This window comes from Mangrovibacter plantisponsor (genome assembly GCF_003182475.1).
Classification (GTDB): Bacteria; Pseudomonadota; Gammaproteobacteria; order Enterobacterales; family Enterobacteriaceae; genus Mangrovibacter; species Mangrovibacter plantisponsor.
Genome location: NZ_QGTS01000004.1, coordinates 243,132 through 256,449, shown reverse-complemented (window position 1 = coordinate 256,449; position 13,318 = coordinate 243,132). Strand labels below are relative to the sequence as shown.

Below are 13,318 nucleotides of genomic sequence, written 5' to 3'. Positions count from 1 at the left end.
CATGGATTCAAACCGTGGGGAAGCGAAGGTGCATAAAGTGAAAAACTGGTCTCCGGTTTGGATCTTCCCGATAGTCACCGCCCTGATTGGTGCGTGGATCTTATTCTATCACTATAGCCACCAGGGGCCGGAGGTGACACTTATCACCACCAATGCAGAAGGTATTGTTGGCGGAAAAACGGCAATTAAAAGCCGCAGTGTGGATGTCGGAGTCGTGGAAAGTGCGGTGCTGACAGATGATTTGCACCATGTGGAAATCAAAGCTCGCCTGAATACCGGCATGGAAAAACTCTTGCACAAAGATTCTGTCTTCTGGGTTGTGAAACCGCAGATTGGCCGTGAGGGGGTCAGTGGGCTGAGCACACTGTTGTCTGGGGCGTATATTGAGTTGCAGCCCGGAAAACAGGGCGAAGCACCAGAGCGCTATGATTTGCTGGATTCCCCTCCTCTGGCACCACCCGATGCTAAAGGGATTCGCGTCATCCTTGACAGCAACCGGGCGGGGCAGCTTAACCCGGGTGACCCGGTATTATTCAGAGGGTACCGGGTCGGTTCTGTTGAAACCAGCTCGTTTGATGCCCAGAAACGGACCATGCAGTATCAGTTATTCATCAGTGCACCCAATGATCGCCTGGTTACCACTAATGTCCGCTTCTGGAAAGACAGCGGTATTGCCGTTGACCTGACTTCTGCCGGGATGCGTGTCGAAATGGGCTCTTTGTCTACGTTGTTCAGCGGTGGGGTAAGTTTTGATGTGCCGGATGGGCAATTAACTGGTGAGCCAGTGGCTGACCACAGCGAGTTTCAGCTGTTTGATGACCAAAAAAGCATTCAGGATTCGTTCTATACCGAGCATGTTGATTACCTGATGTTCTTTAAAGACTCCATTCGTGGCCTGCAGCCGGGCGCGCCTGTTGAGTTCCGTGGTATTCGCCTGGGCACGGTACAGAAAGTGCCTTATCTGGTGCCACAACTGCAGCAAAAAATTAATGAAGATTACCGGATCCCGGTACTGGTACGCATTGAACCACAGCGTATTGAGAATGAGCTGGGTGAAGCGCCTGAAGTTCAGGGGCACCTGAAAATGCTGCTTTCCCGTGGGCTCAGGGCATCCCTGAAAACCGGTAACCTGGTAACCGGGGCATTGTATATAGACCTGGACTTTTATCCTAAAGAAGGTGCTTATAAAGGCCCTCTGGAGGTTGGTGCGTACCAGGTTATTCCAACGGTCAGCGGCGGGTTGTCGCAGATCCAACAGAAGCTGACGGATGCGCTGGATAAAATCAACGCGCTGCCACTTAACCCGATGTTAAGCCAGGCAACCAGTACACTGAAAGAAACGCAAAATACCATGAAATCGCTGCAGTCCACGCTGAACAACCTGAATAAGATAACAGGTAGTGAATCCATGCAGGGACTCCCGGCAGACATGCAAAAAACGCTACGTGAACTGAACCGGAGTATGCAGGGCTTCCAGCCAGGCTCCGCCGCATATAATAAAATGGTTGCCGATATGCAGCGCCTCGACCAGGTATTACGTGAGTTACAGCCGGTTCTGCAAACCCTGAATAATAAGAGTAATGCGTTGATCTTCGAAGCTAAAACCAAAAAAGATCCGCAGCCGAAGGGGGCTAAATAATGAAGCAATGGATGATGTTCGTCGTGGCACTGGCGCTTTCGGCATGCAGCAGTACCACCGCCACTAAAATGTACCAATTACCGGTGGATCACACCCCGGTAGCATCAGTCAGCGCCAGCAGTGGCGCGGCTCAAAAACTGTTGTGGGTTTCGCAGATTAACGTGCCGGATTTTCTGGCTGGAAGCGGTGTGGTTTACCAGACTTCGGATGTAAATTACGTGGTTGCCAAACAAAACTTATGGGCCAGCCCGCTGGACCAGCAACTGCGTGATACCCTGGTGGCAAACCTTTCTACGGCTTTACCCGGTTGGGTAGTATCGTCACAACCTCTGGGTAATGACCAGGACAGCCTGAGTGTGGTCATCAGTGGCTTTCAGGGGCGCTATGACGGGCAGGTTGTAGTGAGTGGTGAGTGGTTGCTTAACCACCAGGGGCAGTACACACGCCGCCCATTCTCTGTCACTTTGCCGCAACACGGCGACGGCTATGACGCCATGGTCAAAGCATTGGCTGCAGCCTGGCAACAGGAAGCGCGCAGTATCGCGGCGCAGTTGCAGTCACAACACTAATTTACATTTCTTTTATTCAGCACCTGTCTGGCATTTTTGTCGGCAGGTGCTTTTTTTTGCATCAGAGACTTATCTGCCAGGAGGCTAATTTGAGGTGAAAGATTATGTCAATTATGCCTCATGAATATGACATTGGCGTGAATTTTGCGCATTGACGCTGCCCTGAAATGAGCGTATTCGTTATTAGTGATTGCACAGATTGTAATCACTGTTTTCTTTTCCACCAGACAACAAATGAATGAGGGAAACGAGGCATGAAGAGACAAAAACGAGATCGCCTGGAAAGGGCTCACCAGAGAGGCTATCAGGCTGGTATTACTGGCCACTCAAAAGAGATGTGTCCTTATCAGACGTTAAATCAGAGGTCTCATTGGCTGGGAGGCTGGCGAAAAGCCATTGAGGACAAGGTGTCATTCGCTTGACCCTGTCTCTTTAGAGCAAAAAAGAAACCTCCGCAATGCGGAGGTTTCGCGTTTTAGCCAGGATATGGCTGAAATCAGAATGCAGATGTGTCTTTAAACAAACCTACTTTGAGGTCTGTGGCAGTATAAATAACGCGGCCATCAACCAGAACCTCACCATCTGCAAGGCCCATAATCAGGCGGCGGTTTACCACACGTTTAAAGTGAATACGGTAGGTAACTTTCTTCGCGGTGGGCAGCACCTGGCCGGTGAATTTAACTTCACCAACACCCAACGCACGGCCTTTACCTTCACCGCCAAGCCAGCCCAGATAAAAGCCAACTAACTGCCACATTGCATCCAGCCCAAGGCAGCCAGGCATTACGGGGTCACCGATAAAGTGGCAGCCAAAGAACCATAAGTCAGGATTAATATCGAGTTCGGCTTCAACATATCCTTTGTCGAAATTGCCACCGGTTTCAGTCATTTTGACAACCCGGTCCATCATCAGCATGTTAGGTGCTGGCAGTTGTGGACCTTCGGCGCCAAATAATTCGCCACGACCAGAAGCAAGTAGATCTTCTTTTGAATAAGATTCGCGTTTATCAACCATGTCTACAATAAGCCTTATTTTAGTGAAGCACGCAGGTTAGCGAACACGTGTACGCTCAACAAGTCCGATCAGTTGTGGTTAAACCAGTTTAACCAGCGTAATGGCCATGGCAGGCGATGCCTGGCATCCTGTTGGCTTGCCTGAGCGATGCGTTCCTGTACTAACTGCATAAGATTGTTACGCCCCTGGATTTCATCACTCCAGGGTAAACCTGTTAATAAAGGTAGAGCATCGAACACATCATCGATAGCCCAGATATAAAACTGCTCTTGTTCCACAGCGCTGCGTAACGGTTCACACAGGCTGAGATGACGCACATTTGCCAGAGGAATAATGACCCCCTGGTTACCAGTAAGACCGCGAGCTGCACAGAGAGTAAAGAAGCTTTCAATTTTCTCGTTAAGCCCGCCAACTGGCTGTGCACAGCCAAATTGGTCAACAGAACCCGTAATGGCAATGTTCTGGTAAACAGGCACATCAGCCAGCGCGCTAATAAAGGCGCAGAGTTCAGCCATTGACGCGCTGTCGCCATCAACCTCGCTATAAGACTGCTCAAAGGTTAACGATGCAGAGAAGGGCAACTGTTGGTCCAGATCCAGCTCAGCCATCAGGAAGGCCTGCATAATCATCATGCCTTTGGCATGAATATTCCCGCCAAGTTCCGCTTTACGCTCAATATCTGTCAGTTCGCCATCACCAGCATGCACCACACAACTAATGCGAGACGGTTCACCAACAGGGCGGGGGTGACCAGGAAACTCAATTACTGACAGCGCGTTAATTTGCCCAACTTGTTCACCCTGGGTGTCCACTCGGACCTGGTCGTCGAGAATATCATCCAGAATACGCTCTGCGAGATACCCTTCACGCCAGGCCTGCTGTTCCAGTAACTGTTGGAAAGCTTCGCCACTGAAAGTCTCAGTGCCTGTGATGGTAGCAATGGATGTGAAAAGGCGCTCAAACCACAAAGGGTTAACGGGCAGAGAGCACTGGTCTTCAGTATAGCGAGTTGCGAGCTCCAGCAACCGTGGCCAGGCATCACTTGCTGGTCTGGGAAGACCTTTGTTCTGTGCCCGGTTATCAATCCAGTTTCGCCAACGAATAACGTCCTGTTCGTCATTAATCAGAATTTCATCTTCGTATTCGCTGTAAACCGCTATTTCCGTCATTTCTGGCGTGAGAGCTTCTAACTCTGCCAGTTCATCGCGGTCTCCAACCAGAATCAGGCGAATATCCAGAGGAATTGCGGGCATCGTTACTGGCAGCGGTTTTGTTTCATCCGGCGCAAACCAGGTGAACACCTGGCGTGTGACCCACTGCTTCACCCGTAACCACATTAAGGGTTGTTCAAGCAGTAAACGCAGGCTGAGTATAAGCACGCCACCATTGGCCCGGTGGAGAAGCCCGGGTTGTGCGGAAAGCTCACCATTGAACTGGCGAATACAGCCACAAAGCTGTTCAGTTTCCGCCCAGGCTGTGCTGAGCACATTTGGACGGGTGCAGAACAGCGCATCTTCGGTTTCTGGTTTGCCAAATGTGACATCTGTAGTGGAGAAACGATAATGGCCACCATACAGTGAATCGCTGCCAGTAAACTGTTGAGAAACCAGTTCATGGAGCGTATCAAGATAAGGCTGTGTGCCGGGGGCTTTGATCACCATAAACCGTGACGGCACAGAAGGGTGCAGGAAGTGTGTCAGTGTATCAGTAAGGCGTGGCTGTATGCTCTGTAACGCCTGGGAAACAGCATCGTTATCGCCTGGTTGTGCAAACAGCGAGTCATAGGGCGTTGCATCCAGGGTAAGTGCTTGTGATGTCAGTCGATTAATGGTCAATGTGATATTTATAAGTTAGTTGCCAAAACAGCGATTATACAATAAGCCACTTCGTGGCACACCTGAAACAAGACTTGCTTTCCTTGCAGGCAAACAACTTATCATTTCAGGTGCGCGAACAGGCAGAAAAGCTGATATTCTGTAACGGGTTAAACGGTTACGCCGAGATCATAATGAAATATCAACAACTCGAAAATCTCGAAAGCGGCTGGAAATGGAAATATCTGGTAAAAAAACACCGCGAAGGTGAGGCCATTACTCGCCATATTGAAGCCAGCATGGCGCAGGAAGCCGTTTCCACGTTGCTGGAACTGGAAAGTAATCCTGTGCGTGTTCTTAGCTGGATTGACCAGCACATGAACCCGGCTCTTGCCAACAGGATGAAACAGACTATTCGCGCACGCCGCAAGCGGCACTTTAATGCGGAGCATCAGCATACCCGCAAAAAGTCTATCGACCTGGAGTTTGCGGTATGGCAACGTTTGGCATCTCTGGCACGGCGCCGCAACAGCACATTATCAGAAACAATTGTTCAGTTAATTGAAGATGCTGAGCGTAAAGAAAAATACGCATCCAAAATGACTACACTTAAAGACGACCTCAGGGCGTTGCTGGGCGATAAGAAATAGCCTGCCCCTGAGCGCATTTTTCGCAATACTAAAAAACAAAAAACCCACCGAAGTGGGTTTTTTGTTGCGTGGTAACTTAAGCCTGAGGCTGAGTTACAACGTCTTTAACGCCTTTAACTTCGATCTCAACACGACGATCTGGCGCCAGGCAATCGATCAGCGCTGCACGTGCTTTCACGTTGTTGCAGGTGCTGCCGGTAACCGGGTTGGATTCACCCATGCCACGTGCAGAGATTTTGTTAGACGGGATACCTTTAGAAACCAGATAATCAACAACGCTCTGTGCGCGCTGTTCAGACAGTTTCTGGTTGTAGGAATCAGAACCGATACGGTCAGTGAAGCCCAGAACAACAACAGAACCATCTTTAGGATCCAGGTTGCTCAGCTGAGTGTACAGCTGGTCAAGAGCCTGGCGGCCTTCAGGTTTCAGGCTGGATTTACCGAAAGTAAACAGCACGTCAGATTTCAGAGTGAAATGTTTGGTGCTTACTTCAGGAGCTGGAGCCGGAGCAGGAGCCGGAGCAACTACCGGAGCTGGTTCGCTCTGACCGAAACGGTAGGAAACACCAACACTCAGCATTCCGTTATCAGGACGGGCACCTACGGTACCTGCATCACCGATATTGTTAACCCACTGGTATTCCAGACGGGTTGCGATTTCCGGAGTGAATGCATATTCAACACCGCCAGCAAATACTGGAGAAACGCCAGTATCGTGATCTTTCAGGCCAGTGTTTTCTTTAGAATCAGCACGCCATACCATGCCACCCAGACGAGTATAAACATCCAGATCGTCCATTACCGGGTAGCTCAGTTTAGCAGTCAGCTGAACGCCTTGAGCTTTAAATGCACCGTTAGTTACGCTGCCTTTGTAAGGCATACGACCTAACCAGTCATAACCCATTTCGAAACCAACATACGGGTTAACCTGGTAACCGCCGTAAGCACCTGCACCCAGTTGGCTTTCATGAGTCGGGCCATTGTTAGCAGAATAGCCGTTGCCATAGAAGCCGGTATCGTGGTACTGGGACCAACCCAGTTTACCACCTGCATACCAGGTGTTATCCATCGGTGCTGCCTGTGCTACGGTAGCGAAACCAGCCAGTGCCACTGCAATTGCGATAGCTGTCTTTTTCATTTTTTGCGCCTCGTTATCATCCAAAAGGCCATAGGTCTTTAAATCAATCAAAACCCACGGTTAAATCCTTCACCCGGGTTATAGCTCAATTGCCACTCTACCGATAAACTCGGTTTATAATGAGCAACCCTGGCGAGTTAAAGTCTACAACTTAGTTAGAAACTTACAAGTGTGAACTCAGTCAGACATATGAAAAAAATCTGACAGCAGATTAAATTTTTACAGCAGAATGAAGGCAACGCACTGCGCACAAAAAGTGAATCTTTTTGCGGAAATCCCGCCAGACAGGGCTTCTCTGATGCTGATTATTTCCAGTTATTCAGACGAATCGCTGCGTCCAGGAATTATCCTAAATTTACTTAGTGATACAAATTTGATTGAATTTTTATCCCGAAATTTTGTCTGTCGCTCAAATTAACCCGGGAAACAGGGCGCATGATAAACCCAATTGCCTGTCCTTCTTCAGCAGATTGCTGTAATAATAACCGTTCCTGATCGCTCAATTCTTCTGGTAACCAGCCAATAACGACACTGTAGTTACCTGATTTTAAGGCTCTGGCCATTGCTGAAACTGTAGTGGGTTGTTGTTCCTGCCGGGCCTTAACATGCATAACTTTTGACAGAGGCAAACCCGCAGAAACCAGCCACTGGCGGTTTAATTTCTGCCCGGGCGTGATCCACAACTGCCAGCGTGCTTGCTGGCTTAACTGGCGCAGCAAGGGCAAGAGAATCAACTGGGACATCCAGGGTTGGTCTTCACGGAACACCATTTCACTGACAATACCTTGCGTGATAACCGGTTGTTCTTCTAAACCGGCCTGGTAATGCTCATTAATATGATGAGTGACACTTCGGTTTTGGTAAGCCAATGCGTTCATAATGAATTCCGCCTCTGTTACTGTATGAATATACAGTAATGCGCAATGACTGAAAGATCAACAAAAAATTTTGGAAATTCCCTCGCAAAACAGATAACAAATAACCTAAACCCGTAATGGATTCTTGCTCTAAAGAAATAACTTTCTTATGGTTTAACAAAGGCGTCCCGGGATAGGGATTATTCGTTATTACATAATGAAATGTAAGGATTTTTATGGGAAAGGTTTCCACTCCACGCATCAAGGCGTCATTAGAAAAACTCTCTTCTCTGGGCCACATTTCTTCCCGGACTTTGTTCGGCGGGTACAGCATTATGGCCGACAATGTTGCTTTTGCCATGGTAAGTAAAGGGCAGCTCTACTTACGTGCCTGTGAAGAAAATGCAGCCTACTTTACCTCGCGTAATTTGCCGCTATTGGTCACACATAAGCGTGGCCGTCCTTTGTCACTGAACTATTACTGTGTTGATGAAGCGTTGTGGAACGATGACGCTCAGCTCATCACCCTTGCGGGGCATGCGCTTGATGCCGCTAAAAAAGAAAAGCTGGAAAAACAGGCTGTCCGGAGAATTAAAGATTTGCCCAACGTAACTTTCGGCCTGGAGATGATGCTCTGGGAAGCGGGTATCCGCGATATTGAAACCCTGAAAAACAAAGGGGCGAAGGCATGCTGGATAATGCTGCGCCGGCGGTGCAATACCCTGGGAGCCAAAGTACTTCTCTCTTTGGAGGGAGCAATAACGGGTTCCCATAGCGAAGCGCTCCCACGGCAAAGGCAGTGGGAGCTTAACGAGTGGGCAAAGCAACAACTCGAGCAGGAAGCCAGAGACAAAGCGCGGCGCAAACCTAACTAATCTGGGTGCGCAGTTTTGAAAGCTCGGGCAGTATAGAAACCAGTAAACCAATCTGTTGAAGAACCAGTGGCTCTTTGCCATCAGACTTCTGGTCCTGGTTGCCAATGCGTTGCACCAGCCCTGCCAGGGCTTGCTGAACTTTATCTTCATCGGCGGGTTCGTGGTGCAACGCATCGTCTACATAACAGACGGCATCATCAAGAATTGCCAGTATCTGGTTGTTACTGAGCTTCTCGCGGTGAGCGCCCAGCGCAGAGATATAACTATTAAATGTGTGGTTCAGGCACAACAGGCGGAAAGCTGCTTCACGAACTTCAGGCGTCATATGTGGCTCGGAAGACATGTTTGAGACAACGGATGCCAGTTCTGCATCCCGGTTGTAGGCATCGCGGCGGGCAATACGGTAAGCCAGGCGGTTATCTCTGCCCTGGTGGTATTGCTCAAGAATAGCGTCCAGGTAGCGGCAGTTGGCATTAATGGCGCGGTCAGCTACCTGCGGTAAACGCCTGAAACGCCAGTCAGGCCAAATAAAGGAAACTGCAGCCCATGCAATTGCGCAACCCAGTAATGTGTCAATTATTCGTGGCAGCGCAACTTCAAAGCCTTCGCCCAGCAGGTTAAAACACAGTAACACCAACAAGGTGATAAACATTGTCGCATGGGCATACTGCACATTACGGAATGCGAAAAACAACACGCCAGTAATAACGATTAACACCAGTTGGCCTTCCAGTGAGGGAACAAACCACAACACTGGAATACCAATGGCAACCCCAACCAGAGTACCAATGACTCGCAGGGTCAGGCGGTGCCGGGTGGCGTTATAGTTGGGCTGGCAAACAAACAGGCTGGTGAGCAAAATCCAGTAGCCATGGTTCATTCCGGTAAATTGTATGAAGGCATAGCCAATGCATAATACAACAGACATCCGAATAGCATGGCGGAAGAGAGCAGATTCAGGTGTAAGGTTGCGGCTTAAGCGCAGCCAGATGTCACTGAACCCGGTTATCCCGTCATCGGCCAGGCGGTTGTCTGTATCCTGCTTGATTCCGGCTTCTGTCTGCTCCGACTCAATTGTTGCCAGTTGCGCATCAATAGCGCGTAAATTGTTTATCAGATAATCCAGCGCGGTTAACTCAGGCATTAACGGCTGGCTGGCTTTAATGCGCGCCATTGCGGTATCCAGGTGAGTGAACGCATTGTCAAAGCGAGTATCGTGTGAATAAGGTGTGCGGGACAAAATGCATCGTGCAAGTTGGTTGCAGGCCTGAGATTGCATAAACAATATGCGCTGGAAACGGAACATAATGTCGCTGTGGCGAAACTTATCTCGCAGGCCCTGGTACTGAATGTGCGACGAATTCGCTCTTTCATGGATATCCTGAGCCACAAAATAATAGTGCAGTGTGCGGCGCGTATTTTTTTGCCCGCGGTCACCCCGCAAGCGGGTCAGTAGCGAGGCCTTGGTTTGGTTCAGGGTATTAACCACATCACTGTTGGCCATTGCCAGTTCATAGAGTGGCGCCTGTGCATCGCTTTCAATATCAGGGTCAAACAACCGTGATTTTATCTCTAAAAAATACGCCAGTTGTTTGTAGCAACGAGACAGGTTGTCCTGCAGCGGGCGTACCGGGAAGATCAAATGACCAGACAGTGTCAGCAGGTTGTACCATATTGCGCCAGCGAGCAGGAACAGAGGCTGCTGGTACCAGTGCTCGTACAGCGAAACACCAAGCATGGTATAGATGGCAATCAGTAGTGCCCCAAAGGCAATGGTGGCATAACGCTGCCCAAGCCCGCCAAGCAGAATAAAACCGCAGGTGGAACTCATCAGGCCGAGGGTGAACAACCAGGGCCAGGGGAACAACAACTCAACAGATGCCGATGCGATAAAAAAACACAGCAGTGTGATAAGCAGATTTTTGAGCCGGCCAGCCAGCCTGTCGTCCAGGTCGGTAAGAGCTGCGGCCACCACACCTAAAGTTAATGGAATGGTGAGGCGAACTTCACCGAGCCACCAGGGAAACGCAGCCGCACCCAGCAGAGCAACAAAAATGCGCAAGTTATAAAGCCAGCTACTTTTCCATGTATAACGGCGCAGCCATTGGGAAATGAACATTGCAGACATAGCCCCGTTTAGCGGAAACGACCACGGGCATTGGCTTCCCGGGCTGCCTGAGCTACCTCAACAGAAACCACTCGGCGGCCAACGGGCCATAAAGCGATTGCCGCCAGTTTAAAATTGGCAATACCCACCGGAATGCCAATGATACTCAGGCATTGTATTATCCCGGTGCTGATATGCAGCAGGCACAACCACCAGCCGAACACTACAAACCAGAAGACATTAAGCAGCGTTCCACCCGCATTCATCAGCTCATTTTTGCGTTCCGGGTACAACACATCAACATGTACCGCTTCATTACCAAATGGGAAAAGCGAAAGGCGTGTAATTTCCCAGCATGAGCGGGTTAATGGCAGCGTGAAGATCAACACAATGCTAACCAGTGTTGCCAGGAGCCAACTGAGAGTGGTCAGGAAACCACCCAGAACAAAGTTAAGAATGTTTAATACGGTTCTCATAATATCTCATAGCTATGTGACATGGCGGAGAATAACCCTGGTAATTGTATCGTGTTTTTACTCTGGAGCACGATTTCTCTCGCAGGTACACTGACATAAAAACCGGATAATCAGGCCTGATAATGGAACTAAAAGCAACCGCACTGGGGAAACACCTGGCCCAGCACCCTTATAATCGGGTCACATTACTCAATGCTGGCGTAAATGTGGCTGGCGATAAGCATGAATATCTTATCCCGTTTAACCAATTGATAGCTATTAACTGCAAACGGGGTCTGGTATGGGGCGAGCTGGAGTTTGTCCTGCCCGATAATAAAGTTGTTCGCCTGCATGGAACGGAATGGAGCGAAACTCAACGTTTCTGGCATCACCTCAATGAACGCTGGGAACAGTGGGGTGAGGAAATGAGCCAGGTTGCAGCAGAAGCTTTGAATAACCTGGTCGCCTGGTACCAGGAAGCAGCGCCTGAAGATAAATGGCTCAGCCTGGATAAAGTGGATGAAATTTGCCAGCGTACCCGGCAAGTGTTGCAGGCATTACCTCTTCCTGACCAGCGTATCCCAGCCTTTGATGCGTGCCGTGACACCTGGTTATCCTGTAAAAACTGGCTGGATGATGCCCGGGCTAAGCGCCTTGCGCATAATCAGCACTACACGGATGTGATGCTGGAGCGCCATGCGGATTTCTTCGCTCAGGTAGAAAGCGCGCCGTTAAATGCCTCTCAGGCCCGGGCTGTGGTGAATGGCGAAAAAAATATGTTGGTGCTGGCGGGGGCAGGTAGCGGAAAAACCTCCGTTCTGGTTGCTCGTGCTGGCTGGCTTCTTACGCGCAATCTGGCGAGTGCAGACCAAATTTTGCTGCTGGCATTCGGCCGTAAGGCCGCACAAGAAATGGATCAGCGCATCCAGGCCCGGCTTCATACGGGTGATATTACTGCCCGCACATTCCATTCTCTTGCCCGTTATATTATTGAGCAGGGTGGCCGTAAGGCACCGCAAATCAGTGAGCTGGAGAGTAACACTGCCATGAGGCACCAGTTACTCCTTGATACCTGGTCAACACAATGCCAGGAAAAGAAAGCACAGGCGAAAGGCTGGCGGCAGTGGCTTGAAGAGGAACTGGAATGGACCTTGCCTGAAGGGGATTTTTGGCAGGATAACAGTGTTAAAAAACGCCTTGCTCCCCGTCTGGAAAGCTGGCTGGGGTTGATTCGTATGCATGGAGGCTCCCAGGCAGATATGATTTCCAGCGCGCCTGAAGCTATTCGGGACACTTTCCAGAAGCATATTCGCCTGATGGCACCATTAGTAAAAGCGTGGAAAAAGTCACTAAAAGATGACAATGCGCTCGATTTTTCGGGCCTGATTCATCAGGCGGTGAATGTACTGGAAAAAGGGCGTTTTATCAGCCCGTGGAAGTATATTCTGGTTGATGAATTTCAGGATATTTCACCACAACGCGCAGCTTTACTTGGTGCTCTACAGCAGCAAAACTCACAGACTTCACTGTATGCCGTGGGCGACGACTGGCAGGCAATTTACCGTTTTAGTGGTGCAGCAATTGATTTAACTACTTCATTCAATGAGCATTTCGGCCAGGGGGATGAATGTGCTCTTGATACCACTTACCGTTTCCATTCCCGTATTGGCGAAATCGCCAACGCTTTCATCCAACAAAACCCAAACCAACGTGAAAAGCCGTTGAACAGCGTGCGCAAAGGGGACAAAAAAGCGGTTAACCTGCTGGAAGACACGCAACTTCATGCACTGCTCGACAAAATGAGTGGTTATGTTAAACCCGATGAAACCATTCTGGTGCTGGCCCGTTACCATTATCTGCGCCCTGAACTTCTTCAACAGGCCGCTACACGCTGGCCCAAATTGCAGATAACTTTTATGACGGTTCATGCCAGCAAAGGGCAGGAAGCAGACTACGTGATTATTTGCGCCTTGCAGGAAGGGAAAGATGGTTTCCCGGCACCTGCACGTGAAACCATTCTTGAACAAGGGCTGCTGCCAATAGCTGAAGAGTTTCCCGATGCCGAAGAGCGGCGTTTACTCTATGTGGCAATGACCCGGGCAAGGCAAAAAGTGTGGCTGCTGTATAACAAAGAGCAGCCTTCCCGTTTTGTGGATACTCTCAAAGCGCTCGGTGTGCCTGTATTGAAAAAGCCCTGAA

12 protein-coding genes are annotated in these 13,318 nt (G+C 49.6%); 6 read left to right on the top strand and 6 right to left on the bottom strand.

The features are described 5' to 3' along the window. Position 1 precedes the first annotated feature (1 nt). From pqiB to rmf, 3 genes are all read left to right on the top strand, one after another. A complete protein-coding gene (gene pqiB / locus DES37_RS08175; protein WP_110025488.1) occupies positions 2 to 1,639 on the top strand; it encodes an intermembrane transport protein PqiB in 1,638 nt (545 codons plus the stop codon). Beyond that, the gene (pqiC, locus tag DES37_RS08170) at positions 1,639 to 2,208 is read left to right on the top strand and encodes a membrane integrity-associated transporter subunit PqiC (protein ID WP_036107836.1); all 570 of its coding nucleotides are present in this window, start codon (positions 1,639 to 1,641) and stop codon (positions 2,206 to 2,208) included. The genes pqiB and pqiC overlap by 1 nt, the downstream gene beginning before the upstream one ends. A gap of 254 nt (positions 2,209 to 2,462) precedes the next feature. Further along, entirely contained in the window at positions 2,463 to 2,630 is a 168-nt protein-coding gene (gene rmf / locus DES37_RS08160) for a ribosome modulation factor (RefSeq protein WP_072006934.1), read from the top strand. 74 nt (positions 2,631 to 2,704) lie between these two features. Here rmf and fabA read toward each other — a convergent pair whose 3' ends face one another. Together fabA and DES37_RS08150 are read right to left on the bottom strand one after the other, a co-directional pair. Continuing rightward, on the bottom strand, positions 2,705 to 3,223 hold the full coding sequence (gene fabA, locus DES37_RS08155) for a bifunctional 3-hydroxydecanoyl-ACP dehydratase/trans-2-decenoyl-ACP isomerase (RefSeq protein WP_036107839.1): 519 nt from the start codon (positions 3,221 to 3,223) through the stop codon (positions 2,705 to 2,707). Between the two features lie 68 nt (positions 3,224 to 3,291). Beyond that, entirely contained in the window at positions 3,292 to 5,058 is a 1,767-nt protein-coding gene (locus tag DES37_RS08150) for an AAA family ATPase (protein ID WP_036107842.1), read from the bottom strand. Positions 5,059 to 5,231: 173 nt separating this feature from the next. On the opposite strand from DES37_RS08150, the gene matP reads away from it, so the two are divergent. Beyond that, entirely contained in the window at positions 5,232 to 5,687 is a 456-nt protein-coding gene (gene matP / locus DES37_RS08145) for a macrodomain Ter protein MatP (protein WP_036108733.1), read from the top strand. 76 nt (positions 5,688 to 5,763) lie between these two features. On the opposite strand, the gene ompA is transcribed toward matP, so the two are convergent. Continuing rightward, on the bottom strand, positions 5,764 to 6,825 hold the full coding sequence (gene ompA / locus DES37_RS08140) for a porin OmpA (protein WP_072006935.1): 1,062 nt from the start codon (positions 6,823 to 6,825) through the stop codon (positions 5,764 to 5,766). A gap of 359 nt (positions 6,826 to 7,184) precedes the next feature. Further along, positions 7,185 to 7,703, bottom strand: coding sequence for an SOS-induced cell division inhibitor SulA (gene sulA / locus DES37_RS08135; protein ID WP_110025487.1), 519 nt, complete (start codon positions 7,701 to 7,703; stop codon positions 7,185 to 7,187). A 215-nt stretch (positions 7,704 to 7,918) separates the two neighbouring features. Between sulA and DES37_RS08130 the strand changes: the two genes are divergently transcribed. Beyond that, the gene (locus tag DES37_RS08130) at positions 7,919 to 8,557 is read left to right on the top strand and encodes a TfoX/Sxy family DNA transformation protein (protein WP_036107848.1); all 639 of its coding nucleotides are present in this window, start codon (positions 7,919 to 7,921) and stop codon (positions 8,555 to 8,557) included. Here DES37_RS08130 and yccS read toward each other — a convergent pair. Continuing rightward, positions 8,550 to 10,676: a YccS family putative transporter gene (yccS, locus tag DES37_RS08125; RefSeq protein ID WP_110025558.1), complete on the bottom strand. Its 2,127-nt coding sequence runs from the start codon at positions 10,674 to 10,676 to the stop codon at positions 8,550 to 8,552. The two genes, DES37_RS08130 and yccS, sit on opposite strands and share 8 nt — an antisense overlap. Before the next feature lie 17 nt (positions 10,677 to 10,693). Further along, entirely contained in the window at positions 10,694 to 11,140 is a 447-nt protein-coding gene (locus DES37_RS08120) for a YccF domain-containing protein (RefSeq protein WP_036107851.1), read from the bottom strand. A gap of 122 nt (positions 11,141 to 11,262) precedes the next feature. On the opposite strand from DES37_RS08120, the gene helD reads away from it, so the two are divergent. Further along, positions 11,263 to 13,317: a DNA helicase IV gene (gene helD / locus DES37_RS08115; protein ID WP_110025486.1), complete on the top strand. Its 2,055-nt coding sequence runs from the start codon at positions 11,263 to 11,265 to the stop codon at positions 13,315 to 13,317. Position 13,318 lies beyond the last annotated feature (1 nt).